Genomic DNA, 24,132 nt, shown 5'->3' with positions numbered 1-24,132 from the left:
ACGACCTGCGGCGCGCTCCCTTCATCGACATCGCCATCCTCACGAGATCGAACATGCCTACTCTGAAACCGACCCGCCTGAGCGCCGCGCTGGGCGGCATGCTGCTGACCGCCGCCGCGCACGCGACCCCCGTCTGGATCACGCTCGGCGACACCGCGTTCCACCAGCTTCAACGCATCGACGCCGGCGCCACCGCGCAGTACAGCACGACCGTCGACGCCGGCAAGACGGCCGACGGTGCCGCGCGCCGCGAAACCGTTCATGTCGTCGAGATCGACGATTCGCAACTGGGCGAGCTGGCCCATGCCGTTCATCACACGCGCGGCCACGGGCCGGGCTACGTGCTCCACGATTCGTTCGACGAAGCACGCCAGGCGCTTCAGCCGTTGCCGGCCACGCTCGCGAAGCTGGCCGCCGCGCCCGTGTACAAGGTAGCGAACGCGCCACAGATCGGCACCTGGATCCAGCAGCTGCAGGCCAGCAACATCGTCGGCACGATCACGTCGCTGTCCGGCTTCACGAACCGCTACTACACGACGTCGCACGGCGTTGCCGCATCGGACTGGCTCGCGCTGCAGTGGAAGCAGCTGGCCGGCGCACGCGCCGACATCATCGTCGAACAGTTCGCGCATACCGGCTTTCCGCAGAAATCCGTGATCCTGACGATCCGCGGCAGCGATCCGGCCGCGGGCACCGTGGTGCTCGGCGGCCACCTCGATTCGACCGTCGGCCGCACGACGGAGAACTCGCGCTCGCCCGGCGCGGACGACGACGCATCGGGCATCGCGAGCCTCACCGAGGCGCTGCGCGTGCTGCTCGCGAACGACTACCGGCCGAAGCGGACGATCAAGTTCGTCGGATACGCGGCCGAGGAAGCCGGCCTGCTCGGCTCGAAGGCGATCGCGAAGCAGTTCCGCACGCAGAATGCGAACGTGGTCGGCGTGCTGCAGCTCGACATGACGAACTACAAGGGCGATCCGAAGGATATCTACCTGATCACCGACTACACGAACGCGGCGCAGAACACCTACCTGACGAATCTCGCGAAAACCTACCTGCCGGAGCTCGCGATCGGCACGTCGCAGTGCGGGTACGCGTGCTCCGATCACGCGTCGTGGAATGCGCAGGGGTACCCGGCATCGTTCCCGTTCGAGGCCGACCAGAACGACAGCCCGTACATCCACACGGTGAACGACACGCTGGAGAACTCCGATCGACAGGCGAACCACGCGCTGAAATTCGGCAAGCTGGCGCTCGCCTATGCGGTCGATCTCGGTGGCAACAGCGGGACGACCGTGAAGCGCTGACGCCCGCGAGTGACGGAAGCGTGCGCGTGCGATTCGCCCACGCTTCCGGCCGGACGACTTCGACCGGACGATCTCGTCCAGCGTCCCGTACCATTGCATGCCCGACGCGAGCGCAACCGCCGCGGAAGCCGGATTGTCGAGCGGGCAGCGGTACGACGGTTCCAGCCTCCCGCGACAGGCCGCGATGCTCGGCCCGAAAATTTCCAGCGCCAGAAGGTATCGCTACATTCGTTAAACAATGTCCGCCTCCCGATCGGGTTGCCGGTCATGCCTGCGCGTCCGGCTAGAATCGTCATTCGTCCACTCCGCGACACACTTCCGCCATGACCGAAACCACCCGCTCCTACGACGACCTGTCGCCCGCCCGCGTCACGACCGCATTCGACCTGCCCGGCCACACGACGGTTCGCGCGCTCGGCGTCGCACAAGGCATCATCGTGCGCTCCCGCTCGATCGTCGGCTCGTTCGGTGCATCGCTGCAGACGATCTTCGGCGGCAACATCACGCTCTATACGTCGCTGTGCGAAAAGGCGCGCCAGCAGGCCTTCGACAAGATGCTCGCCGATGCGCGCAAGCTCGGCGCGAATGCGATCGTCGCGATGCGCTACGACTCGACCGAGATCGGTGCGGGCGTGACCGAAGTGATCTGCTACGGCACGGCCGTCATCGTCGAACCGGCCTGATGCCCGAAGCCCGCATGGGCTGCGGATACCGCGCGAAACGCGGGCGAAGTTTTCGATTGACGCGCCGCGCGGTTCCCTCTTACCATCGCACTCGTTTCAATTCATGGAGGCGTCTGTGCCTACCGATGCGAGTTGTAGTTGGTCCTGGACCAACCTGACTGCCGCCTGAGGAAGCTTCGCAGAGCCTTGTCTTCTGCCGCATCCCGGGATAGCAGGATGCGGTGTCTTTCAGGATCGGCGTACCGTCGATCCGAAAATCCCGTACTCGACAATTCAGTTGCCGCTCGACGCTCGAGCGGCGTCCGTGCGTGACCCGCGTCGCGCGCGTGTTTCCGATCGCATGCTCATGCATGCGCGGTCGTTGCACGCGTGTGCGCCTCGATAGACAGGAGTTCGAAATGGACGACGACAGTAGCCGATTAAGATGCGCCGGCACGCGTTCGCACGCCATGCCGGCGAGCACCCGACTCCCAGCCATTCATCAGCCGATCGCGCCCGACGCGGCGCGGCGGGAAGCGCTCGTCCGTCGCTGACGTCATGACGCTCCCGCCGTATGCAACCCGGCGCCAGGAGCACGCATGACACGACTCGCCTTTCTCGCCCGTCCGGCCGCGCCACAGCGGCTCGTTCACGACCACCGGTACGACGCCTCCTCGCGTCGCGCACCGCCATGCCCTCCGGGGCGATCCGCCCCGAGGCCGTCACGCGTTTCACGATGACGCGGCCCGGCTCGCACGCGCCGCCCCTTTCCTCGCTCCGGCAATGCGGCGACACCCGCCGTTCGGCACCGCCGCCGGCCGGACCGCACGACTCACGCCATATCCGATGTACCGGGAGAACACCATGCAAACCAGTATGAAACTCCATGCCAGCCGCCTGATCCGCGACAGCTACATCTACTTCAAGATGCCGTACGCGTTGCACCTGCATTTCGACCGGATCGCGGCAGCCTACGACCAGCTCGACCGCAGGCAAAAGCACGCGTTCTCGTTTCCTGAGCAGACCGACGGTTTCCTGCCGTTCGGGCTCGAATACTCGACGACGCCCGACCGGCCGGATCTGTGCGACCGGTTCTGCTACTGGGTCGCGCGACGCGATGCGCATCACGGCTTTCCGCTGGTCAAATCCGCGTTCTACCGCGAGATGGCCGCATACGAAGCCTGCATCAACGCGATCGCGCAGGACCTGCTCGACGCGATATGCGACAACCTCGGCGGCCCGGCGCAGCCGCCGGTCCGGCACAGCTCCTACCTGCAGTTCTGCGCGTACGAGCAGCACCATTGCAGCCAGGATCGCGCGTACCTGCAGGACCCGCACGAGGATGGCCATCTGCTGTCGTTCATCCGGCCGACCGCCCCCGGCCTGGTGCTGCTGCCCGATTCGACACCGATTGCCGCGCTGCCGCGGCCGGACGAAATGATCGTGCTGGCCGGCTCGCTCCTCGAGGCGCTCACCGACGGCGAAGTCCCGGCGATGCAGCACGCGGTCGAACGCCCGCGCACGCGCGCCCGGCGCCAGTCGCTGATGTACTTCGTCAATCCCGACCTGTCGTCGGGCCACGCGAGCACGATCGTCAACCGTCGGCCGCTCGACCTGCGCGCCCTCGCCGAGCGCCGGCACGTCGCATTCGGCAACAGCACGCTGTGCAGCCCGTGCGCGGCCTGACCCGACTCGTCCCGCCCACCTTTCCCCCGGAGAATCCATGCTTGGACGCTTCCTCCCGGTCGAGAACCGGTTTTTCGACCTCTTCGATACGCATGCGCAGCACATCGTCCTGGCCGCCTGCGAACTTCAGATGCTACTCGACGATCTCGACGACGCCGAGGCGGGCATGGCCAACGTGCAGACCGCCGAACGCACCGGCGACAAACTCGCACACGACGCGATCGACCTGCTGCACAAGACCTTCATCACGCCGCTCGATCGCGACGAGATCCACAAGCTGATCACAACGATGGACGACATCCTCGACCTGATGGAGGACGTCGCGACCACCGTCGTGGTCTACGACCTGAAGGCCGTCACCGAAGAGGCGAGCGAACTCGCGGATATCGTCGTGCAGTCGGCGCTGCAGGCGCAACTGGCGATCAATCACCTGTCCGACCTGAAGGAGTCCGCGCAGATCCTCAAGGCATGCGAAGAGATCGATGCGCTCGAAACCCGTGCCGACCGTGTGCTGCGCGCCGCGATATCGAAGCTCTTTCGCGACGACATCGACGTGAAGACGCTCATCAAGCTGAAGGGCGTGTACGACCTGCTCGAACGCATCACCGACAAATTCGAGGATGTCGCGAACATCGTCGAAGGCATCGTGCTGGAAAACGCGTGAGTGACACAAGAAGATGCATTCGATCCAACTTGCCCTGTGGATGGTCGCGACGCTCGTGCTCGTCGCGCTCGTATTCGATTTCATGAACGGCTTTCACGACGCGGCGAACTCGATCGCCACCGTCGTGTCGACCGGGGTGCTCAAGCCCCAGCAGGCCGTCGTGTTCGCGGCCGCGTTCAACGTGATCGCGTATTTCATCTTCCACCTGAAAGTCGCGCAGACCGTCGGCAAAGGCACGATCGATCCCGAGATCGTCGACCACTACGTCATATTCGGCGCGCTGGTCGGTGCGATCGGCTGGAACGTGATCACCTGGTACTACGGGATTCCGTCGAGCTCGTCGCACGCGCTGATCGGCGGCCTCGTCGGCGCGGCGCTCGCGAAGTCGGGCTGGAGCTCGCTGAACATCGACGGGCTGCTGAAGACGGTTGCGTTCATCTTCATTTCGCCGCTGCTCGGTTTCATCCTCGGTTCGCTGTTCATGCTCGGCGTGTCGTGGCTGTACTTCCGTACCGCGCCCAGCAAGGTCGACCGGCGCTTCAGGCGGCTGCAGCTGCTGTCGGCCGGCCTGTACAGCCTCGGCCACGGCGGTAACGACGCGCAGAAGACGATCGGCATCATCTGGATGCTGCTGATCGCGAGCGGCTACGCATCGTCCACCGCCGCTGCGCCGCCGGCGTGGGTGATCGGCGCGTGCTACCTGTCGATGGGCCTCGGCACGCTGTTCGGCGGCTGGCGCATCGTGCGCACGATGGGCCAGAAGATCACGAAGCTCAAGCCGGTCGGCGGTTTCTGCGCGGAAAGCGGCGGGGCGATCACGCTGTTCATCGCGTCGTTCCTCGGCATTCCGGTGTCGACCACGCATACGGTCACCGGCGCGATCGTCGGTGTCGGCGCAACGCAGAAGCTGTCGGCCGTGCGCTGGGGCGTGGCCGGCAACATCGTGTGGGCGTGGGTGCTGACGCTGCCGGCAGCCGCGCTGTTCGCGGCCGGCGGGTGGTGGCTCGGGCACCAGCTCTTCTGACGGATCGGCGCGGACATGGCCGGAATCATCCGCTTCGGCACGGCCGCGCATGTGAAGCGTTACTACATCACGCGTCGCGTTCGAGCGATTTCATGTTCGTGAGCTGCGGAAAGAGCCGCATCCACGCGAGCGCGACGGCGATCGTTGCCGCGCCGCCGACGACGATCGCCGCCGGCGCACCCAGCCAGGCCGCCGTCACGCCCGATTCGAATTCGCCGAGCTGATTCGACGTGCCGATGAACAACGCATTGACCGCGCTCACGCGCCCGAGCATGTCGTCGGGCGTGCGCAACTGCACGAGCGACAGGCGCACGACGACGCTGATCACGTCCGACGCGCCGAGCGCCGCCAGCGCGACGAGCGACAGCGCGAAGTGCCGCGACAGCCCGAACACGATCGTCGCGATGCCGAACGCGATCACGCCGCCGAACATCGCGCGGCCCGGCCGCCCCTTCAGCGGAAAGCGCGTGAGCCACAGCGTGCCGGCGAGCGCCCCGACCGCGGGCGCCGCGCGCAGTGCGCCGAGCCCCCACGGGCCGACCTGCAGGATGTCGCGCGCATAGATCGGCAGCAGCGCGGTCGCGCCGCCGAACAGCACCGCGAACAGGTCGAGCGACAGCGCGCCGAGGATCGCCGGCTCGCGCCGGATGAACGCGATGCCGGAGAACACCGAGCGCAGCGTGACCGGCTCGCGGGCGGGCGGCGCGGTGCGCAGCGGAATCGTGCCGCTCAGCACGGCCGCGATCGCGAATGCGACGACGCTCGTGCCGAATGCGAAAGGCGCGCCGATGCCGTACAGCAACCCGCCGAACGCAGGGCCGAGGATCTGCGCGGCCTGGTTCGCGGATGTCGACAACGCGGTCGCCCGCGGCAAATCGGTGCGCGGCACGACGGCCGGCAGCAGCGACGATACCGACGGCGACTCGAACGCGCGGGCGGTGCCGACGATCGCCGCGAGCGCATACACGGCCGGCGCGGCCAGCCACCCCTGCACCGCACCGAGCAGGAACACGCCGGCGGCCAGCGCTTCGACGCTCTGGCAGAGGGTGGCGATGCGCCGGCGGTCGTAGCGGTCGGCCACCTGCCCGACGACGAGCGTCAGCGCGAACATCGGCACGAACTGCGCGAGGCCGACGAGGCCGAGCGCGAATGCGCTGTGCGTAAGCGCGTAGATATACCAGCCGATTGCGACCGACAGGATCTGGAAAGCCAGGGAGGACATCACGCGCGTGCCCCAGAAACGCTGGAACGGCGCGTGGCGGAACAGGTTGGCGGGTAACGGGGATAAAGGACTGGGGTCGGGCACGGAGTCGGTCATCGAGGTCTCGGCGGTCGGCGCTGCACGCCGGCGCCGCTCGGGAAACGCCCGCTCTCGCCGGTGCGTGCGCGCGACAACGGTGTGGGCGCAGCCAAAGCGCGATGATATGCCAACCGCGGAAAACGGGCCGGGGAGAGGCCGGCGGCATCGTACGAGCGCGGGCGCCGACGATTCCGGCGGCCGTGTCGATCGCGGCCGCCGGGTCGAGCCGCGTGCACCGGCTCGACCGATGCACACGGCACGCGCATGTCACTGCGGCCGGCCGCCCGCATCGGTCGGGCCCGTCGCGATGGCAAACAGGCGCTGGCCTTCCGGGGTGTCCTCGACTCGCCAGCCCTCGGCGCCCAACGCTTCCCGTATCCGGTCGGCCTGCGCCCAGTCCTTGTCCGCCCGCGCGCGCTCGCGATCACCGAGCAACGCGCGGACGTGTTCCGGAAGGTCGGGCGCAACCGGCCGCCATTCGCACAAACCGAGACCCAGCACGGTGTCGAAACTGTCCACGGTCGCTTTCAGGGTCGCGGGCGCCAGGTTGCTCCTGACCAGATCCCACAGCACCGCGAGCGCCCGGGGCAGATTCAGGTCCTCGTTCACCTCGGCGTCGAACCGCGCGGCGAAATCCGCATCGACGCGCCCACCGTCCGGCCAGCCGGCATGGAGGTGCCGAAGTCGATTCAGCGCGGTGTGCGCCGCGTCGAGAGACGCCCACGTGAAATGCAGCTTGCTCCGGTAATGGGCCGTCAGGCACAGGTAACGGTACGCGAGCGGATCGACGTTCCTGCGCTCCAGGGTCTGCAGACGAACGAAATCGCCGCTCGACTTCGACATCTTCGTATCGGCGTCGAGCGTCAGGAAGTGCCCGTGCATCCAGTAATTCGCGAGGTGCGTGCCGTGGGCCGCCCGGGTCTGCGCGATCTCGTTGCTGTGATGCACGGCGATATGATCCTCGCCGCCGCAATGGATATCGAACAGCGTCCCGAGATACTTCGCCGACATCGCCGAGCATTCGATATGCCACCCCGGAAAGCCGCGCCCCCACGGGCTGTCCCATTCCATTTGCCGCTTGACGCCGGCCGGGCTGAACTTCCACAGCGCAAAATCCGTGATGGTCCGCTTCTCGCCCAGCGCAACCCGCTTGCCTGCCTGCAGCCCCGCGCGGTCCAGTCGCGCGAGATACCCATAGTCGTCCTGCCGGCTGGTGTCGAAGTAGAGGCCGTCGTCCGTCCGATAGACGTAGCCGCCCCGGTCGAGCGTATCGATGAACGCGATCTGTTCGGCGATGTGATCGGTGGCGCGGCACCAGACCGTCGGCTCGAGCAGGTGGAGCGCGCGCCAGTCCCTGACGAACGCCTCGGTGTAGCGCCGCGCGATGGCCCACGCCGATTCGCCGGTCCGGCGGCTCCCCTTTTCCATCTTGTCCTCACCCTCGTCCGCATCGGACGTCAGGTGGCCGACATCGGTGATATTGACGACGTGCCGAACCTCGTAGCCGTTTCGCATCAGGACGCGGCGCAGGAGATCCTCGAACACGTAGGTTCTCAGGTTGCCGATATGGGCATCGTCGTAGACCGTCGGGCCGCAGCAGTACATGCCCGCCTGCCCGGCACGGATCGGGGTGAACGGGCGCACGGTGCGCGACCAGGTGTCATACAGCGCAAGCGGCATCGGGGTTCTCCGTTTCGAAGAGGTCGGCCCAAAAGCAAAAAGGCCGCCTGTTCTTGCATCACAGGCGGCCGGAAGGCGATTGCTTGAATGTTTAGCGAGTTCGCTAGACGCAAATTCCCCCTGGCACGTTCTGACAACATGCACGGGGCAGCGAGGCGAGGAAATGGGCGCGAATCAGCATGCGGACGATGCTAGCGCCTATAGGCGGCACGGGTCAAGACCGTCGAGCGGGCGTTCCCGGCGGCGACCCGGCGCGCCCGTCAATAAAAAAAGGCGCGAACCTCGGTTCGCGCCAAAGAGAGACCTCGCTGAAGACGTCGCTACCCCATGCTGCCCCGCTCAAAACGAATGCCGCATCCCGATCCGCACGTCGGCCTGGGTCTGCGTCGTCGACGGCGTGAAGCTGTAGCCGATCACCGCATCGACACCCTGCGACGCGCGCAGGTAATCGCCCGAGATGTACACGTCGGTGCGCTTCGACAGCAGGTAGTGCACGCCCGCCGTGCCCTGGTTCCAGTGATGGCCTTCGAAGCGCGTGTGCTGGTAGCCCGCGATGAAGCTCAGCGCCGGCGTGAACTGGTACGAGCCGCCGCCTTCATACACCTGCATGTGCGACGACTGGCCGAAACCCTTGATCGTCGTGTACGAGAAGTTGCCGTCGAGCGTCAGCTTGCCGATCGTGTAGCTCGTGCCGATTCCGAACGTGCCCTGGCTGTCGACGTTCATCGACGTGTTCGCATACAGGTCGGTACGCGCGCCGGTCACCGGATCGACGGTGACGGTCTGCTGGCCGAGGAACGTGTGCGTGCCGATCATCGCGTACGGGTCGAACGCGTAGATGCCGCTCGGGTTGTTCAGGCGCGTGTACGCGGCGCCGATCGAGAAGTCGCCCTTCGTGTAGCTCGCGCCCGCGCTCCATGCGCTGTTGCGGTGGAAGTCGCCCGCGACGTTGCCGAACGAATACATCGCGCCGAACTTGAAGCCGCTCATGTCGTTCGACAGGAACTTCACCGAATTCGGCAGGCGGTCGCCGTTGAAGCGGTCGAAGTCGCCCTGGTGGATCGCATAGCCGCTGCCCCACGCCGAGATGTTGTAGATCGAGACGAGCTCGTTCGTGATGTCGAGCTGGTTGCCGAACGACAGCGTGCCCCAGTCGTTCTGCAGGCCGACATACGCCTGCCGGCCGAATTCGGCGCCGCCGAAGCCGAGTTGCCCGTTGCCGAGGCGGAAACCGCTCTCGAGGGTGAACACGGCCTTCAGGCCGCCGCCGAGATCTTCGGTGCCCTTGAGGCCGAAGCGGTTCCCGTAGGCGACGCCATCGTCGAACTTGACGACGTGCGAGCCGCCCGTGTTGTTCACGTACGTGATGCCCGCGTCGAGAATCCCGTACAGCGTCACGCTGCTTTGTGCATGCCCGATGGCGGGAATGCAGGCCGCGCATGCAAGCGCGGCGGCTACGGCAACTTTCGTATGCTTCATTGTGGACCACCCTCCCTGAACCGTTCGATGGATAGAATCTCGTCCCGGCGCGTGCCGCGATACGCCGGTGGATTCGAATTCAATACGCCCGCTGGCTTCGGCATTTCGTTTTTCGCAATAACGCAGCCATTGGCGAAAAATACAAACCCATATTTCGCATCACCCGTCTGAAGGCGACACTAAATGGTCACGATGCGACCCGGTCGGGAAAACACGTAGACAGGCGGCACGGTCGAACCGGCCGCCCGGAGGGAGGGAATCAATGGCTGTCGAGGGCCGCGCGCACGGCCGGCAGGCCCGGTGCGCCGGCGGCCGTCGTCACGCCGTCCAGCCAGCCGGCGACCAGCGACGGATCGGCCTTCAGCGCATGCTGCGCCGCGAGCGCGGGCGACGTCTTGTTGTCGAGCATGTCGGCGATCATCCGGTTCTCGGCGTCGACGGAGAACGTCATCTGCCGGAACAGCCGCGCGAGGTTCGCGCACTGGCCCGCGAACCCGGAACGCGTGACCGTGTTGACCGTCGCACCGCCGTAGTTCGGACCGAAATACGCATCGCCGCCCGACAGGTAGGTCAGGTGGAACTTCGTGTTCATCAGGTGCGGCTCCCACGCGAGAAACACGATCCAGCGCTTGTCGCGCACCGCGCGCTCGACCTGCGTGAGCATGCCCGTCTCGCTCGATTCGACGAGCGACCAGTTCGCCGGGCCGAGCGCGTGGTCGGTGAGCATCCGCTTGATGTTCTGGTTCGCGGGCGCACCGGGCTCGATCCCGTAGATCTTGCCGCCGAAGCGGTCCGCATAGCGTGCGAGATCGGCGAACGTATGCACTCCGGCGGCCGCCACGTAATCGGGCACCGCGAGCGTGAACTTCGCGCCGCTCAGGTTCGCGTGCAGCACGTCGATCGATTTCTCGTCGACGAACGGCTTCACGAGCGGCGCCTGCGCGGGCATCCAGTTGCCGAGGAACACGTCGACCTGCCCTTTCTTCAGGCCCTGGTACGTGATCGGCACCGACAGGTTCGCCACATCCTGCCGGTAGCCGAGCGCCTTCAGCACGACGCCCGCCATCGCGTTCGTCGCGTCGATGTCGGTCCAGCCGGGCGCCGCCATCTTCACGTCGCTGCACGTCTGCGGGTCGGCCGCCCGCGCGGCCGGCGCCGTCGTCAGGCACGCGGCCGCGGCGAGCGCCGCGCCGATCCGGATTGCTGCATTGCATTGCCGTTTCATCGTCCGCTTCCTCCGTCGTTCTTCAAGGTTCGCGAGGCGGGACGCTCAGCGCCCGACCCGCGGAAAACGCGCCATCGCCTCGAGCGTGTCGAGTTCGATGTGATTGCGCATGTAACGCTGGCTCGCGTCGGTGAACGGCTGCCAGTCCCACGCCTGGATGCGGCCCTGCGTCGTCGCCGCGTAATGGAAACGCCGGCGCCGCTGGCTCGCGCGCACCTGCCGGTCGAGTTCGGGCAGGTCCCAGCGCCGCGCGGCTTCCGCGCGGAACGCGGCAAGCACGTCGGCGGCTTCCGGCAGGCCCGCGAGATTGGTCAGCTCGCGCGGATCGTCCGACAGGTTGTAGAGCTGGTCGGGATCGAGCGGGCAATGCACGTACTTCCAGTCGCCGCGACGGATCATCACGACCGGCGCGACCGCGCCTTCCGCGAGGTATTCGCCGAGCGCGACGTCGTGCGCGGGCGTGCCGTGGAGGTGCGGCACGAGGCTCGCGCCGTCGACCGGGTCGGGCCAGCCGCCGGCCGGCGCGGCGCCGGCCAGGTCGACGAGCGTCGGCAGCAGGTCGACGTGCGACACGGGCCCGCGCACGCGCGCGGCGCCGAAGCGGCCCGGCGCATGGACGATCAGCGGCACGCGGCAGCCGCCTTCGAAGAACGTCATCTTGTACCAGAGCCCGCGCTCGCCGAGCATGTCGCCGTGGTCGGACGTGACGATCACGATCGTGTCGTCCGCGAACCCGCACTGTTCGAGCGCGGCCAGCACGCTGCCGAACTGCGTATCGACGTAGGACGTCGCGCCGTAGTACGCATGGCGTGCGGCGCGGACCTGCGCGTCGGTCGGCGGCGTGCGGTCGGTCTCGCAGACGAAGCGCAGCCGCTGCGAATGCGGATCGCTTTCCGCCGCATCGAGCCGCACGGCCGGCATGTCGATCTCGTCGTCTCTGTAGAGATCCCAGTAGTCGCGCGTGATCGCATACGGGTCGTGCGGATGGGTCAGCGACACGACCATGCAGAACGGCCGTGCATCGTGCCCGGCCGCGCGCTCGCGCGCGACGTCATAGAGCTTCTGCTTCGCGGCGAACGTGACCTCGTCGTCGAAATCGAGCTGGTTCGTGCGCACGCACGGGCCCGCGTCGAGCACCGAACTCATGTTGTGATACCAGCTCGGCCGCTCGGTCGGGTGGTCCCAGTCGGGCACCCAGCCGAAATCGGCCGGATAGATGTCGGTCGTGAGGCGCTCCTCGAAACCGTGCAGCTGGTCGGGCCCGCAGAAGTGCATCTTGCCGGACAGCATCGTCCGGTAGCCGCCCGCGCGCAGGTAGTGCGCGAACGTCAGCGTTTGCGCCGGCAATTCGGCGGCGTTATCGTAGGCGCCGATCCCCGACGGCAATTTGCCCGTCAGCAGCGAGAAACGCGACGGCGCGCACAGCGGGCTCGCGCAGTATGCGGCGTCGAACACCACGCCTTCGGCGGCGAGACGGTCGAGCGTCGGCGTGCGCGCGACGCGGTTGCCGTAGGCCGGCAGCGCGAACGGCGTGAGCTGGTCGGCCATCAGGATCAGGATGTTGGGAGTCGGGTTCGTCATCGGCGTTCGTGGGGAAAGCGGTGTTCGAATGGAACGGCGCGCCGCTCGGGCGGCGAGACGTCCGGCATGACGGAAACGGCCCGCAGAAACTGCCGCGCGTGCGGCCCGCGCTGGCTAGAATCGCGGAAGGCGTTGCCCGGCGGCCATGAAGCGCGTGTGCCGTACCGTCCGGTGCACTATCGCCCGCCCGAATTCGCGCGGGTAGGCGTCCGGCCCTTATGGGGCCATTAGAGAGACTTATGTCGAAACCCGAAGCGTTACCGTCGATGCAGGCGCTGCGTGCGTTCGAGTCGGCCGCCCGGCTCGCGAGCTTCACGGCCGCCGCGCGCGAGCTCGGCTCGACGCAGCCGGCCGTGAGCCAGCAGGTGTACCAGCTCGAAGCCGAACTGGGCGTGCCGCTGTTCGAACGCAGCCCGCGCGGCGTCACGCTGACGGCCGACGGCCAGTGCCTGTACGAAGCGGTGCGGCTGAGCCTCGACACGCTGCGCGGCGCGACCGCGACGCTGCGCGCGCGCCGCGAGCACGGCGCGCTCACGATCGTCACCGACTTCGGTTTCGCGACCTACTGGCTGATGCCGCGGCTGGCCGGGCTGAAGCGCGTGATGCCGGACGTCGACGTGCGCGTCGTCACGTCACAGGATTACGACGCGCAGCGCGACCACGGCGACATCGCGATCCTGTTCGGCGACGGCCACTGGCCGTCGTGCACGGCCGCGCGGCTCTTCCCCGAATCCGTCACGCCCGTGTGCTCGCCCGCATTCCGCGACGCGCACCCCGACGTCGCGCGGGCGGACCACCTGCTCGCGCTGCCGCTGCTGCACGTACAGCCGACGCGCCCCGAGCGCTGGCTGTCGTGGACGGGCTGGTTCGACGCACACGGCCTCGAACCGCCGGCTGCCGCGCGCGGCGTGACCTTCAACAGCTACGCGCTCGTGATCCACGCGGCGCTGCTCGGCGAAGGCGTCGCGCTCGGCTGGTCGCCGCTCGTCGACGAGCTGGTCGCGTCCGGCCAGTTGGTGAAGCTGATCGACGCCCCCGTCGTCACGTCGCGCGGCTACTTCCTGGTGCGGCCGCCGCAGCGGCCCGAGCCCGACGCGACGCACGTGTTCCGGCGCTGGCTGCTCGACGCGTGCGCGGGGGCCTGACCGGGCGTACCCGCCGCCGCCCGCTGACGCGCCGATACCAGCCACACGGCGCGTTGGTTCTATCCGCCCCGAAATCGTCCTGATTTACTTGAGGCTCCCGCTACCCGCGCGGTACGGCGCCGTCGTGCGCCGCCGCACGGCCGTGCGCCCCCCTGCCATTCGAGGAATCTCATGACCGCCGAGCACCGCCCCGATCAATTCGTCCTGACGCTGTCGTGCGCGAGCGCGGCCGGCCAGGTCGCCGCCGTCGTCGGCTTTCTCGATCGCCATCACTGCTATGTCGATGCGCTGAACGTGTTCGACGACGATCTCAGCAACCGCTTCTTCGTGCGCTGCGTCTTTCATCCGACGGATGAAACGCTGCAGATCGACGCGCTGCGCCAGGAATTCGCGCCGATCGCGGCCGGCCTCGGCGGCGAACAGGGCGACCTGCAGTGGGCGATCCACGACGTGAACGCGCGGCCGAAGGTGCTGATCATGGTGTCGAAGCTCGAGCACTGCCTCGCCGACCTGCTGTTCCGCTGGCGCATGGGCGAGCTGAAGATGGACATCGTCGGCATCGTGTCGAACCACCCCGATTTCGAGCCGCTCGCCGTGCAGCACGGGCTGCCGTTCCGGCACTTCCCGATCACGGCCGACACCAAGGCGCAGCAGGAAGCGCAATGGCTCGACTTCTTCGAATCGAGCGGCGCCGAGCTCGTGATCCTCGCGCGCTACATGCAGGTGCTGTCGCAGGAGACGAGCGCGAAGCTCGCGCATCGCGCGATCAACATCCATCACTCGTTCCTGCCCGGCTTCAAGGGCGCGAAGCCGTATCACCAGGCGCATGCGCGCGGCGTGAAGCTGATCGGCGCGACCGCGCACTTCGTCACCGACGATCTCGACGAAGGCCCGATCATCGAGCAGGTCGTCGAGCGCGTCGATCATGCGCTGCGGCCCGAGCAACTGCTCGCGGTCGGGCGCGACGTGGAATCCATCACGCTCGCGCGCGCAGTGAAGGCGTTCATCGAGCGGCGCGTGTTCCTGAACGGCGATCGCACGGTGGTGTTCCCGTAAGCGGGTGGCACTGCGGCCGGCAACCGCCGTCCGTCATGCGGAAGCCGCCGGCGCGCGCACCGGCGCCGTGCCGGTTCGCCGCGCCCTGCGCCGCAGGTACAGGTTGTTGAGGATCAGCGCCACGCCCGTCAGCGCGGCGCCCGCGACCTGCGCACGGTTGGGCACCACACCCGTGAGCGCGGACACGATGAAGGCGGTGATCGGCACGATGTCCATGAACAGCACGCCGTTCATCGGCCCCAGGTTGCGGTTGCCCGTCATCCACAACAGGATCGCGCCGAAGCCGGCCACCGGCCCCATGTACGCGAGATGCGGCAGCACCGCATGCACGGCGGCCCATGACGGCGCCACGATCCGGTGCGTCGCGATCAACACCAGGTTGACCGCGACGATCGTGGTCAGGCCGAGCCACGTCGTGAAGGTCGTGTACTTCAGCGCCGACCAGCCGGTGAAGCGCGCCGCCCCGAACGTATAGACGACCCAGCACAACGCGCCGACGATGATCAGTGCATTGGCCGCGTAGTGCTGCGGTTCGTGCAATGCGGCAATCACGTCGCCGCGCGTGATCACGAGCGCCACGCCGGTAAAGGACAGCACGACGAACAGCACCGACACCGGCGCGGGCGCGACACGCCGCACCAGCGCGTTGAGCAGGAGCCCCATCATCGGCTGCGTCGCCATCATGATCGATGCGGTCAGCGCGCCCTGGTCGCCGGCCAGTTGCTGGCCCAGGAACACGAACGATCCGAACCCGCAAAAACCGATCGAACCGAGCAGCCATGCAAGCGGCACCGATTCGCCGGCCGCGCGGAATGCACCAGGCCCTTCGACGATCCTCAACAGCACGACGAACGCGATACCCGCGATCAGGTAACGCAGCGACGTGAACGTGAAGGGATCGATGTATCGCAGCGCATCGGTCATCACCGGAAACATCACGCCCATCAGGATCGTCGCGCTCACACATGCCGCGATGCCCTTCCCGTACACGCTTGCGGCCGGTATTCCGTTAATCGAATCATTCATGACCGATCGTTCCCAAATTAATTGAACCATGATGCCGATGCGGATGTGCGCAGCGGCGGCGTGCTTTCAACTTCGTTGCCGAATCTGCTTGCCCTTCACGGTCCCGACAGCCGTACGTGGCGTACGTGGCGTACGCGCCATTCGAGACCGATCATTCTCAAAATAATCAAAAAAATCAGGTCAGCGCCCGCATCGCGATTTCGACGATCGACGCCAGTTCCGCCTCCGACGCACTCGACTTGCCCAGCACCCGCATGCCCTGGATCAGGCACAGCAGGAACCGCCCGACCTCTTCCGGATCGAGGTTCCGGTCGAAATCGCCCGACTGCTGGCCGCGCGCCACCGCAAGGCTGAACTGCGTACCGATCCGCAGCAGCGTCGATTCGATGTACGGCCGCAACGCGTCGTCGCCGGGCAGCAGCTCGACGGCCGAATTCGTAATGAAGCAGCCGCGGCGCTCCGTCAGTCGCACACCGATTTCCGTGTAGTACAGCAGTGCGTCCCTGAGCGCCTGCCGCGGCGGCAGGTTCGCCGCGAGACGCTCCTTGAGCCGCGCGATCGCGCCTTCCGCGTAACGGTCGAACGCGGCGACCAGCAATCCGTGCTTGTCGCCGAACGTCCGGTACAGGCTGCCGCGGAAGACGCCAGTCGCCTCGCACAGCGTGTCGATCGACGTCGCGTGATACCCCTGCTCCCAGAACACGCGTGCGGCCGCGTCGATCACCTCGTCGGTGTCGAATTCGCGTGGACGCCCCCTGTCGCGGGAGCCGGGAGAAATCGGGCTCATGAATGCGGATATTAGAACTGATCATTCCCAAAATCAAGCGCCGTCGATCGCGTGCTCGCGCCGTGCAGGCCGGCTCCGCTGTCAGCCATGAACGACGAAAGCCCGACCGGTTGCAGCCGGTCGGGCTTTCGTTGGTTGCCGGGAGATAGATCGCAACGCCCGCGTGCGGTTTCCGGGCGGAGCATGCCGCTACGCGGCCCGATGCGTCACTTCACCCATGCGAAGTAATACGACAGCCAGATCGTCAGCCCTGCGCCGATCAGCGCGGCGTACGGCATCAGGTTCAGCCACATCGCGCGCTTCGGCACTTCAAGCTCCATGTCGCGCTGCATCTGCGCCGGGAACCGGCCGCGATCCTGCCAGTAGTGGCGGAACAGGAACACCGGCACGATCAGCAGCATCGCGATCAGCCCGTTGCGCAGCGTGCCGTCGCCCTGCAGGTTCGCGCCCGCACCGACATAGACGAGGTTCGCATAACCGCAGATCGCGCCTCCGACCAGCAGCCAGGTCGGGCAGCGGAACGGACGATCCCAGTTGCCGCGATCCATCCGGTGGATCCAGCCCGACTGAAGATTCAGGAATACGAACAGCATGTAGCAGACGTTCGAGATCGACAGCACCGTCATGTAGTCCGACATCATCAGCAACACGAGGTTGAAGCCGAGGTCGGTCCACATCGCGCGCGTGGGCGAGCCGTGCTCGTTCACGTGCGACAGGTACTTCGGCAGCCAGCCGTCGACCGATGCCTGGTACAGCGTGCGCGACGAGCCCATCATCGACGTCATCACGATCAGCAGGATCGACAGCATCAGCATCACGACGATCGCATTCGCGACCCACGCGCCGCCGCCGACGATCTTCGCCATCGCGGCTGCGACGCCGGTGCCGTCGCCGATCGACGGATCGAGCATCGCCTGCGTACCGAGCGCGCCCTGGAACGCCAGCGGCACGAGCGTCATCACGACGAGGCACAGTGCGCCCGACCAGAAGATCGCCTTCGCGGTATCGCGGCGCGGATCGCGGAATTCACGCGTATAGCAGACGGCCGTTTCGAAACCGTACGACGCCCAGCCGGCCATGAACATCGCGCCGAGCGCCATCGTGACGCCCTGCCCGTTCCACGTGCCGAACATCGCGGCCGTGAGGTTGCCGTGCGCGTCGTGACCGAGCGGTAGCAGCGGGAGCAGGTTCGACATCGGCACGTCGCCGGTGACGAACGGCACGATGCCGACGATCAGCAGCGGTGTGAGCGATGCAATGCCGAGAATGCGCTGCGTGCGCGCAGCCTTCGACGCACCGCTGTGCTGAAGCTTGAACGTGATGAGAAGCAAGATCGTCGCGATGATGAACGTCGCGTTGATCCGCAGGGACAGACCCGGCTTGATGAAACCGAGATCCGCAATCTTGAGCTGCCAGTGCAGCACCGCCGCGTTGGCGGGAAAGAGACTCGTGAGCGCATAGCTCGCCGCGAGGCCGCAGCCGAGCGCAAGCATCGGCGACCACGCGAGCCAGTTGCACCACACGGAAACCGGGGCAATCAGCTTGCTGTAACGGACCCAGCCGATCGCGCCATACACGGACGCGCCGCCCGATTTATGGGGAAATAGCCCCGATATTTCCGCATAAGTCGCGCTTTGAATCAGCCCCATCGTGATCGCGGCGATCCAGATCGCCCACGCAGGCTGGCCGATCGTCGCGCATACGCCGCCGATCGTGAACAGCACGCCTGCCGGCACGCCGCTCGTTACCCAAAAAGCGTCTTTCCAAGTCAGGCCACGATGCAGCGTGTGGCCCGTCGAATCATGTGAGATGGTTGCCTCAACATCACTGGTGCGATTCGCACGCAGTCCTGCCTGACTCATCCAATTCCTCCTCTCGATCAGCGTTAGCGCTTCAGCGCTTACTCTGTTCCGATGCAAAGCAGATGACTCCGCACAAGGGCCGTAGTGTAACAATTTACGGGATTTTTTGCAGAATCAAAAAAATAATTCCGGGATATGACCGCATCGCAGTGCGTTTATTTCGCATTCCTAGCAATCAATCCCGGACCGTCTCTTCATGTTTTTATCGCGGCGAATCGTCGCGTCTTATTGCGCGCCTTCCGTCCACGCATTCACACGGTCCGCATGCGCTGCAATCCACGCGTCGGCAGCCGCTTCCGGCTTCGCGCCGTTCTGGATCGCGAGCATCACCGTGTCGATTTCACCCGGCTTCCACTGGAATTTCTTCAGGAACGCGACGACCGGCTTGGCCTTCGTTTCGAGCCCCGGATTCACGACGCTGTCGACGTGCTCGGCGCCGCCGAACACCTTCTTCGGATCCTCGAGGAAGCGCAGCTTCCACTTCGCGAACATCCAGTGCGGCGCCCAGCCCGTGACGATGACCGGCTTGTTCGCATTCACCGAGCGCGACAGCTCCGCCGTCATCGCCCCGCCCGAGCTCGGCATCAGCGTGTAGTTCAGCCCGTAGCTCTTGATCGCGTCGTCGGTCTTGCGCATCACGCCGGCGCCCGCATCGATGCCGACGATCCGGCCGCCGAAGCTGGCCTTCTCCGCATTCAGGTCGTCGATGCTCTTCGCCTTCACGTACGCGGGCACAATCAGGCCGATCTTCGCATCGGGGAAATTCGCGCCAAGGTCGACGACCTTGGTCTTGTACTCGTCCCAGTACGAGCCGTGCGTGACCGGCAGCCACGCGGACAGCGTCGCATCGAGATCGCCGCGCGCGACGCCCTGCCACATGATCCCGGCCGCGACCGGCACGAGCTGCACCTGGTAGCCGAGCTTCTTCTCGATCACGCGGGCCGCGACGTTCGACGTCGCGACGCTGTCGTCCCAGCCTTCGACGTAGCCGATCTTCAGCGTCGGCTTCGTGTCGGCGAGTGCCGACGCGCTCAATGCCACCATCGCCGACAGTGCGCCGGTCCACAACAGTTTTCCGAACAGCTTCATGGTCGATCTCCTTGATATGCGCACCGCGCGCGTTGTCTCTCTAGGTTCTTCAACCACAAATCCGCGGTATCGTCGTTTTCCGACAGATGCTTGTCCGGACGCGACGCGCCCGGACAGCCGATGGCGCGTTTCGACTACTTGTCGATCACGAGATCCGACAGCGGCTTGCTGCAGCACAGCAGCACCATCCCCTGGTCGATCTCGCGCTGGCGGATGCCGCCGTTGTGCTTCATGTCGACCTGCCCCGACACGAGCTTCACCTTGCAGGTACCGCACATGCCCTGCGTGCACGACGCCGGCAGCCGCACGCCGGACTGGCGCGCCGCGTCGAGCACGTGCTGCGCCGAGCCGCACGCAATCTCGCGATTGCTCTTCGCGAAGCTGACCGTGTACTGCTTCGTGTCCGCGTCGTCGCCTTCAACCGGCGGCGCGAGCTCGGCGAGCAGTTCGTCGCTCGCGGTCTGCGCGAGCGTCTCGAACGAGAAGCTCTCCTCGTGATACTGCTTGCGGTCGAAGCCGCCTTCGTCCAGCAGGTCGCGCACGGCCTTCATGTACGGAGCGGGGCCGCACGTGAAGATTTCGCGCTCCATGAAATCCGGTGCGATCAGCTTCAGCAGCGGCAGCGTCAGGAAGCCCGTGACGCCCGGCCAGTTCGTGCGTGAGCCCAGGCGCTCGACGACGAACGACGTACGGAAGTTCGTGTGATTCGACGCGATCAGGTCGAGCTCGCGCGCGAAAATGATGTCGTCCGGCGTACGGGCGCTGTGCACGAACAGGATGTCGCGATCCTCGGCGAGATCGTGGTGCGCGCGGCTCATCGACATCAGCGGCGTCACGCCCGAGCCGGCCGACAGGAACAGGTACTTGCGCGCCGGATGCCGTGCGCACGTGAATTCGCCGGCCGGGCCGAGCACGCGCACCGGTGCGCCCGGCTGCAGGTTGTCGTGCAGCCAGTTCGACACCTTGCCGCCCGGCACGCGCTTCACCGTGATCGACACCGTGTGCGGCCGTGCCGGCGACGACGAAATCGTGTAGCAGCGGTTGATCGTCTCGCCGTCGATGTCGAGCTCGAGCGTGAGGAACTGCCCGGGCTCGAACGAGAACGAGCGGCCCTGCGGCGAACGGAAGAAGAAGCTCTTCACGTCGTGCGTTTCCTGCCGCACGTGGCAGCACACCAGCGTTTCCTCGACGTCGCTCGTCCAGCGCTCGGGAAGGGCGTTCCAGAACGCCGGGCGCGTGACCCGGCTGTCCGTCGGCTCGAAATTGGCCGCATCTCGCATCATGTCTTGCTCCGCTTGTCCGCTGCTCAGTACTACGCGCCGGTTTTTTCGGCGAGCCGGCCGATGTACCAGGCCGAGAATTTTTCGACGAGACCTTCCGTGAACGGCGAATACGGGCCCGGCTCGTACGCGCTGCTGTTCGCGCCGCGCTGCGAGAACTCGACGAGCGCGCGATCCTGGTCGTTGGTCGCGTTCCACACGGCCGTGAGGTTCTTCACGTCGTAGTCGATGCCTTCCTTCGCGTCCTTGTGCACGAGCCACTTCGTGCGCACGAGCGTCTTGCCGGCCGACAGCGGGATCACCGAGAACGTCACGATGTGATCGCTCATGAAGTGGTGCCACGAGTTCGGCTGGGTCCAGAACGACAGACCGCCGAGGTCGGCCTTGTCGAAGCCGCCGAGCAGCTTCTTCGACGCGACCTTCGCATCGAGCGTCTGCGATTCGCCGCTGCGGTCGAGCGGCAGGCGCTGCGTGCGGAAACCCGTCACGTCGAGCAGCTTTTCGATCTCTTCCGACGGCAGGCCCATCTCGGCCCACTCCTTCCCGCGGCGCACGCACGTCTCCGCGAATGCGTCCATGCCTTCGGCGTTCGCGTCGGAACGCTGGTAGCCGAAGCCGTATTCGTACAGCGAGATCGTCAGCTCCGGATGGTTCGCGACGCAGTGATAGCACTCGCGGTTGTTCTCCATCGTGAGCTTCCAGTTGCCTTCCTCGATGATGTCGATCTGCGCGGCGATCTTCGTGCTCGGCAGGTCGTGCGGCAGCAGGTACGGCTCCATCTCGGCGCGCATCTGCGCGAAATCGACCGGCGGCTCGTCGGCGAGGCAGACGAAGATCAGGCCGGCGAGATTCTCGACGTGCACCGACTTCAGGCTGTGCTTGCAGCGGTCGAACTTCTCGCCCATGTGCTCGGCGAACATCAGCTGGCCGGTCAGGTTGTAAGTCCAGCTGTGGTACGGGCACACGATGTTGCCGACCGAGCCTTTGTCCTCGTTGCACAGGCGCGCGCCGCGATGGCGGCACACGTTGTGGAACGCGCGGATCGCCATGTCGTCGTCGCGCACGATCAGGATCGAATCGCTCCCCAGTTCCACGGTCACGTAGTCGCCCGGCTCCGGAATGTCCGGCTCGATCGCCACCTGGATCCAGTGCTGGCGGAAAATCGCCTCCATGTCGAGCGCGAAGATGTCCTCGCTCGTGTAGAACGGTGCGTCGAGGCTGTGCCCTTCCTTGCGCCGCTCGATCAATGCACGAATGTCTGCCGATACTTTCATCGTTTGCTCCGGATTCCTTGCATCCCTGGGTTCTTGCCGACAGGCATCAAAATCAGTAGTCGATGAGCTGATGCTCGCGCAAATACGCGAGGATCACTTGTGCTTTTTCGACCGAACTCCCTTCATTTACGACGTTGCCGCCACGGCTTTCGGTCGTCGTCGCGGACAGCATCCGGGCATGCCCGGAGCGCTTCTCGGCGGCGACCAGTTTTACGGGTTTACGCTCGACCGGGCCGACCTTCCACGCGGCCGCGTCGGCGTCCGCGCCGGGCGCCGCGAGCGCCGGCCGGATCGCGCCGGCGCGCAGCCGCGCATACGCGTAGCGCGGCTCGGCGTTGGCGAGCGGATGGACGGCCACGACGGCCGGCAGCACGGCGTCGACGCGCCGCCGCAGCCCTTTCGGCAAAAATTGCCGGACCGCCGCGCGGCCGCCGTCGACCTTCACGTCGACGGCCGAGCCGACGAGCGGGTAGCCGAGCGCCGCGGCGATGCGGTACGGCAGCATCCCGGTGTCGTATGCGCCTTCGGCGCGCGTGCCGGTCAGCACGAGGTCGTAGCCTTCGACGCGCGCAGCGAGCGCGTGCACGCCATCGTCGTCGTCGCGGCAGGCCAGCACCTCGACCTCCCGCGCGCCGAGCGCGAGATATTCGGCCAGCGCCCCGTTCGCGGGGTCGCCCGCGTGAATCACGTCGAGCGTCGCCCGATGCTGCTCGGCGAGCTGGCGGCCGGTTTCGAGCGCGGCTGCGTCGTTGCGGCTGTAGCGCGCGACGCCGCTGACCGGATGCCGGCCGACGGACACGAGCACCGCGATGCGTTGCAAGGTGCGGGGGGCGTTCATGCGGCGACTCCTTCGGGTTCACGGGTGCCGACCGCAGCCGGCGATTCGCCGCGCGCGGCACGCGCGGCCTGCACCTGCTCGATCAGCGCGGCGATCGTCCCCTGCGCGTCGCCGACCACCGTCAGGTTCGCGCGCTTCGCGATCGGCGCGCTGCCGTCGAGGTTCACCGCGATCACGTGGCGGCAGTCCTTGATCCCCTGCAAGTGCTGCACCGCGCCCGAGATGCCGAACGCGATGTACACGCTCGCCTCGACCGTCTTGCCGGTGGCGCCGACCTGCTTGTCGCGCGTGAAGTGGCCGTTGTCGACCGCGACGCGGCTCGCGCCGATCGCTGCGCCGAATGCACCGGCCAGTTGCTCGAACGCGCCGATGTCGGACACGCCGTTGCCGGCCGACACGATGAAATCGGCTTCCTCGAGCGCGACCTGCGCCGCGTCGATTTCGTCGAGGCCGAGATCGCGGTACGGCTGCGCGGCACCAAGCGTGGGGCGGATGAAGTCGGCGGCCAGGCGTTCGCCCGCACCGACGAACGGCAGCTTCGCATCGACCGCGTTCTGCGCGAGCAGGATCACGTCGGGCAGCGCACGCGTGGCAAACGCGCGTCCGGCCTGCGCAAACACGCCGACATGCTTTGCGTCGATTTCGACGACGTGGGTCGCGACGCTCGCGCCCGCCGCCGCCGCATAGCGCCGGCCGAGATCGCCGTCGCCCGTCGCGTTGTCGGGCACGAACACGTGTTTCGGTGCCAGCGCGGCCACGCAGGCCTGCAACGCTTGCAGTTCGCTTTCTGGATCGAACGCGCGGCGCTCGAACCCGGTCAGCTCGAGCAGCTTGTCGACGCCCAGCTCGGCCACGTCGTCCTTCAACTCGCCGAACGCGAGCAGCGCGACTTCGGTCTGCGCATCGGCGAGCACGGCGGCGGCGGCGATCGCCTGCCGCGAATGATCATCGAGCGCGCCGCGTTCGCTGTGCGCGACGACCAGCATCACGTGCTTCGGATCCTGCAGCGCGCGGCGCGGCTTCGCGGCCGCGGCGCCATGGCCGTGCGCGGCCCCGTGCACGGCGTTCGCATCGGCGCTGCCTTCCTCGCCGAGCGTGATGCGCTTCAGGCCGGCGGCCGTGATGATGAACGGCCGGCGCGGATCGATTCGTTTGATCGTGTTCATC

The 24,132-nt window shown here is 66.6% G+C and carries 20 protein-coding genes; 7 read left to right on the top strand and 13 right to left on the bottom strand.

The features are described from left to right. Window positions 1–53 precede the first annotated feature (53 nt). The 5 genes from AC5LXK_RS19575 to AC5LXK_RS19555 all read left to right on the top strand — a co-directional run bounded on the left by AC5LXK_RS19575 (window position 54) and on the right by AC5LXK_RS19555 (window position 5,343). Entirely contained in the window at window positions 54–1,307 is a 1,254-nt protein-coding gene (locus AC5LXK_RS19575; protein WP_493393114.1) for a M20/M25/M40 family metallo-hydrolase, read from the top strand. A 323-nt stretch (window positions 1,308–1,630) separates the two neighbouring features. Further along, window positions 1,631–1,990, top strand: coding sequence for a YbjQ family protein (locus AC5LXK_RS19570; protein ID WP_493393113.1), 360 nt, complete (start codon window positions 1,631–1,633; stop codon window positions 1,988–1,990). A gap of 843 nt (window positions 1,991–2,833) precedes the next feature. Further along, window positions 2,834–3,655 (top strand): 2OG-Fe(II) oxygenase family protein, encoded by an 822-nt coding sequence (locus AC5LXK_RS19565; protein ID WP_493393112.1) that lies wholly within the window; start codon window positions 2,834–2,836, stop codon window positions 3,653–3,655. Between the two features lie 37 nt (window positions 3,656–3,692). Beyond that, a complete protein-coding gene (locus tag AC5LXK_RS19560) occupies window positions 3,693–4,319 on the top strand; it encodes a DUF47 domain-containing protein (RefSeq protein ID WP_493393111.1) in 627 nt (208 codons plus the stop codon). A 13-nt stretch (window positions 4,320–4,332) separates the two neighbouring features. Next, window positions 4,333–5,343: an inorganic phosphate transporter gene (locus tag AC5LXK_RS19555; protein ID WP_493393110.1), complete on the top strand. Its 1,011-nt coding sequence runs from the start codon at window positions 4,333–4,335 to the stop codon at window positions 5,341–5,343. Between the two features lie 67 nt (window positions 5,344–5,410). Here AC5LXK_RS19555 and AC5LXK_RS19550 read toward each other — a convergent pair whose 3' ends face one another. The 5 genes from AC5LXK_RS19550 to betC all read right to left on the bottom strand — a co-directional run bounded on the left by AC5LXK_RS19550 (window position 5,411) and on the right by betC (window position 12,608). Then, a complete protein-coding gene (locus AC5LXK_RS19550; protein WP_493393109.1) occupies window positions 5,411–6,661 on the bottom strand; it encodes an MFS transporter in 1,251 nt (416 codons plus the stop codon). A gap of 249 nt (window positions 6,662–6,910) precedes the next feature. Beyond that, window positions 6,911–8,323 carry a cysteine--tRNA ligase gene (gene cysS, locus AC5LXK_RS19545; RefSeq protein WP_493393108.1) on the bottom strand — a complete coding sequence of 471 codons (1,413 nt, stop codon included), beginning with the start codon at window positions 8,321–8,323 and terminating at the stop codon, window positions 6,911–6,913. A gap of 339 nt (window positions 8,324–8,662) precedes the next feature. Next, window positions 8,663–9,802, bottom strand: a complete 1,140-nt coding sequence (locus AC5LXK_RS19540) for a porin (RefSeq protein WP_493393107.1) — start codon at window positions 9,800–9,802, stop codon at window positions 8,663–8,665. Between the two features lie 259 nt (window positions 9,803–10,061). Further along, window positions 10,062–11,027 (bottom strand): choline ABC transporter substrate-binding protein, encoded by a 966-nt coding sequence (gene choX / locus AC5LXK_RS19535; RefSeq protein ID WP_493393106.1) that lies wholly within the window; start codon window positions 11,025–11,027, stop codon window positions 10,062–10,064. Between the two features lie 45 nt (window positions 11,028–11,072). Next, complete coding sequence (betC, locus tag AC5LXK_RS19530) at window positions 11,073–12,608, bottom strand: choline-sulfatase (RefSeq protein WP_493393105.1); 1,536 nt, start codon at window positions 12,606–12,608, stop codon at window positions 11,073–11,075. A 239-nt stretch (window positions 12,609–12,847) separates the two neighbouring features. Between betC and AC5LXK_RS19525 the strand changes: the two genes are divergently transcribed. Then, window positions 12,848–13,753 carry a choline sulfate utilization transcriptional regulator gene (locus tag AC5LXK_RS19525; protein ID WP_493393104.1) on the top strand — a complete coding sequence of 302 codons (906 nt, stop codon included), beginning with the start codon at window positions 12,848–12,850 and terminating at the stop codon, window positions 13,751–13,753. Between the two features lie 171 nt (window positions 13,754–13,924). Then, window positions 13,925–14,809, top strand: a complete 885-nt coding sequence (locus AC5LXK_RS19520) for a formyltetrahydrofolate deformylase (protein WP_493393103.1) — start codon at window positions 13,925–13,927, stop codon at window positions 14,807–14,809. Window positions 14,810–14,842: 33 nt separating this feature from the next. Here AC5LXK_RS19520 and AC5LXK_RS19515 read toward each other — a convergent pair whose 3' ends face one another. The 8 genes from AC5LXK_RS19515 to AC5LXK_RS19480 all read right to left on the bottom strand — a co-directional run bounded on the left by AC5LXK_RS19515 (window position 14,843) and on the right by AC5LXK_RS19480 (window position 24,131). After that, window positions 14,843–15,835: a DMT family transporter gene (locus AC5LXK_RS19515; protein WP_493393102.1), complete on the bottom strand. Its 993-nt coding sequence runs from the start codon at window positions 15,833–15,835 to the stop codon at window positions 14,843–14,845. 175 nt (window positions 15,836–16,010) lie between these two features. Further along, window positions 16,011–16,622: a TetR/AcrR family transcriptional regulator gene (locus tag AC5LXK_RS19510; protein ID WP_493393101.1), complete on the bottom strand. Its 612-nt coding sequence runs from the start codon at window positions 16,620–16,622 to the stop codon at window positions 16,011–16,013. Between the two features lie 206 nt (window positions 16,623–16,828). Continuing rightward, on the bottom strand, window positions 16,829–18,484 hold the full coding sequence (locus AC5LXK_RS19505) for a trimethylamine N-oxide permease (RefSeq protein ID WP_493393100.1): 1,656 nt from the start codon (window positions 18,482–18,484) through the stop codon (window positions 16,829–16,831). Between the two features lie 225 nt (window positions 18,485–18,709). Next, a complete protein-coding gene (locus AC5LXK_RS19500) occupies window positions 18,710–19,573 on the bottom strand; it encodes a glycine betaine ABC transporter substrate-binding protein (RefSeq protein ID WP_493393099.1) in 864 nt (287 codons plus the stop codon). A gap of 134 nt (window positions 19,574–19,707) precedes the next feature. Continuing rightward, the gene (locus tag AC5LXK_RS19495; protein WP_493393098.1) at window positions 19,708–20,856 is read right to left on the bottom strand and encodes an FAD-binding oxidoreductase; all 1,149 of its coding nucleotides are present in this window, start codon (window positions 20,854–20,856) and stop codon (window positions 19,708–19,710) included. A 29-nt stretch (window positions 20,857–20,885) separates the two neighbouring features. Continuing rightward, on the bottom strand, window positions 20,886–22,127 hold the full coding sequence (locus AC5LXK_RS19490) for an aromatic ring-hydroxylating oxygenase subunit alpha (RefSeq protein ID WP_493393097.1): 1,242 nt from the start codon (window positions 22,125–22,127) through the stop codon (window positions 20,886–20,888). Between the two features lie 52 nt (window positions 22,128–22,179). Continuing rightward, a complete protein-coding gene (locus AC5LXK_RS19485; RefSeq protein WP_493393096.1) occupies window positions 22,180–22,965 on the bottom strand; it encodes an electron transfer flavoprotein subunit beta/FixA family protein in 786 nt (261 codons plus the stop codon). Then, window positions 22,962–24,131, bottom strand: coding sequence for an electron transfer flavoprotein subunit alpha/FixB family protein (locus AC5LXK_RS19480; RefSeq protein ID WP_493393095.1), 1,170 nt, complete (start codon window positions 24,129–24,131; stop codon window positions 22,962–22,964). Before AC5LXK_RS19480 ends, AC5LXK_RS19485 begins: the two co-directional genes overlap by 4 nt. Window position 24,132 lies beyond the last annotated feature (1 nt).

Source organism: Burkholderia pulmonis (assembly GCF_984667975.1).
Note: the sequence above shows the minus strand (reverse complement) of the source record. Positions and strands in the feature narration are given on the sequence as shown.

What these genes read in the sequence shown, in the direction of transcription:
- AC5LXK_RS19490 (WP_493393097.1), bottom strand. Translation starts at nt 22,127, where the DNA reads ATGAAAGTATCGGCAGACATTCGTGCATTGATCGAGCGGCGCAAGGAA.
- cysS (WP_493393108.1), bottom strand. Translation starts at nt 8,323, where the DNA reads ATGCCGCTTGCGCTGTATGACACCTGGTCGCGCACCGTGCGCCCGTTC.
- AC5LXK_RS19515 (WP_493393102.1), bottom strand. Translation starts at nt 15,835, where the DNA reads ATGAATGATTCGATTAACGGAATACCGGCCGCAAGCGTGTACGGGAAG.
- AC5LXK_RS19495 (WP_493393098.1), bottom strand. Translation starts at nt 20,856, where the DNA reads ATGATGCGAGATGCGGCCAATTTCGAGCCGACGGACAGCCGGGTCACG.
- AC5LXK_RS19520 (WP_493393103.1), top strand. Translation starts at nt 13,925, where the DNA reads ATGACCGCCGAGCACCGCCCCGATCAATTCGTCCTGACGCTGTCGTGC.
- AC5LXK_RS19505 (WP_493393100.1), bottom strand. Translation starts at nt 18,484, where the DNA reads ATGAGTCAGGCAGGACTGCGTGCGAATCGCACCAGTGATGTTGAGGCA.
- AC5LXK_RS19550 (WP_493393109.1), bottom strand. Translation starts at nt 6,661, where the DNA reads ATGACCGACTCCGTGCCCGACCCCAGTCCTTTATCCCCGTTACCCGCC.
- AC5LXK_RS19570 (WP_493393113.1), top strand. Translation starts at nt 1,631, where the DNA reads ATGACCGAAACCACCCGCTCCTACGACGACCTGTCGCCCGCCCGCGTC.
- AC5LXK_RS19485 (WP_493393096.1), bottom strand. Translation starts at nt 22,965, where the DNA reads ATGAACGCCCCCCGCACCTTGCAACGCATCGCGGTGCTCGTGTCCGTC.
- AC5LXK_RS19480 (WP_493393095.1), bottom strand. Translation starts at nt 24,131, where the DNA reads ATGAACACGATCAAACGAATCGATCCGCGCCGGCCGTTCATCATCACG.
- AC5LXK_RS19560 (WP_493393111.1), top strand. Translation starts at nt 3,693, where the DNA reads ATGCTTGGACGCTTCCTCCCGGTCGAGAACCGGTTTTTCGACCTCTTC.
- AC5LXK_RS19500 (WP_493393099.1), bottom strand. Translation starts at nt 19,573, where the DNA reads ATGAAGCTGTTCGGAAAACTGTTGTGGACCGGCGCACTGTCGGCGATG.
- AC5LXK_RS19525 (WP_493393104.1), top strand. Translation starts at nt 12,848, where the DNA reads ATGTCGAAACCCGAAGCGTTACCGTCGATGCAGGCGCTGCGTGCGTTC.
- AC5LXK_RS19565 (WP_493393112.1), top strand. Translation starts at nt 2,834, where the DNA reads ATGCAAACCAGTATGAAACTCCATGCCAGCCGCCTGATCCGCGACAGC.
- AC5LXK_RS19540 (WP_493393107.1), bottom strand. Translation starts at nt 9,802, where the DNA reads ATGAAGCATACGAAAGTTGCCGTAGCCGCCGCGCTTGCATGCGCGGCC.
- choX (WP_493393106.1), bottom strand. Translation starts at nt 11,027, where the DNA reads ATGAAACGGCAATGCAATGCAGCAATCCGGATCGGCGCGGCGCTCGCC.
- AC5LXK_RS19575 (WP_493393114.1), top strand. Translation starts at nt 54, where the DNA reads ATGCCTACTCTGAAACCGACCCGCCTGAGCGCCGCGCTGGGCGGCATG.
- AC5LXK_RS19555 (WP_493393110.1), top strand. Translation starts at nt 4,333, where the DNA reads ATGCATTCGATCCAACTTGCCCTGTGGATGGTCGCGACGCTCGTGCTC.
- AC5LXK_RS19510 (WP_493393101.1), bottom strand. Translation starts at nt 16,622, where the DNA reads ATGAGCCCGATTTCTCCCGGCTCCCGCGACAGGGGGCGTCCACGCGAA.
- betC (WP_493393105.1), bottom strand. Translation starts at nt 12,608, where the DNA reads ATGACGAACCCGACTCCCAACATCCTGATCCTGATGGCCGACCAGCTC.